Here is a 790-nt window from a genome sequence, read left to right as displayed (position 1 = left end):
CGCTCCCCTCAACCAGCGGCCACGCCTTGCCTTGGTCGGCCATCGCTTCAAGGGTCAACAATGACAGGCGGCCACCCGTCAACTCTGGCAACAACACACCAGATAAGGTGATTTTCTCACTGTCGACGCCAAGAAATTGCGCGGCTGGCCGTAAGCCCACCCGGCTGTTGGTCGGCCAACGGTAATCAATGTTGCGATTCAGGCTTTGATAAGGCGTGGTCTGGCGCATAAAGACAAATAAACCCAGTGATAACATCATAATTAATCATTCTCCATCTGGCCGCGTGACCGGGCGCGCTTGTCCCGTTCATTTTTTGCAAGGGCATCCACCATCATTCGCTCTGCATCCTGTCGGCTCATGCCCGGCGGGATAGTCACATTGATGTCGTTGGTGGTCACACTGCTATCAACGATGGTGGTGCCAGTATTGGCAGTCACCGGCTGATAACCGCCGTACAACACGCCGCCACTGGGTGAGTATCCGCCCGAATAAGGGTTATCTTTCGGGACTTTATCAGCCAGTCCGTCAGACTTGGTGTCGATAATACCGAGCTTTTCCAGCACCCAGTCAATGCCACTGCGCAGGGTGTTCAGCGCATCCATGGGTAGACTGAGTGCCGCCGCCAGCCCCTCGCCGAATAACTTGCCCGCGTTGGTGGCTACGTCCAAGGTTTCTTGCGTGGCTTTCACCGGTTTAATCAGGTCAGCGAACCAGTTCGAAAGCTGTTTCACCTTGTCACTAAACCAGTTAAACACCGGTTTAAGCGGCTCAAAAGCGGCACTGATTGGC

General features: G+C 54.7%; 1 protein-coding gene and 1 pseudogene. Both read right to left on the bottom strand.

The features are described from left to right. Positions 1-259 (bottom strand): phage tail protein (locus OVO64_RS20400; RefSeq protein WP_267248998.1); only part of this gene is annotated, 259 nt, incomplete at its 3' end. 2 nt (positions 260-261) lie between these two features. Further along, a pseudogene (locus OVO64_RS20395) lies at positions 262-790 on the bottom strand (phage tail tape measure protein); the annotation flags it as partial.

Source organism: Yersinia sp. Marseille-Q5920, from assembly GCF_946902935.1.
In the GTDB taxonomy this organism is placed as follows: Bacteria; Pseudomonadota; Gammaproteobacteria; order Enterobacterales; family Enterobacteriaceae; genus Yersinia; species Yersinia rochesterensis.
Note: the sequence above shows the minus strand (reverse complement) of the source record. Positions and strands in the feature narration are given on the sequence as shown.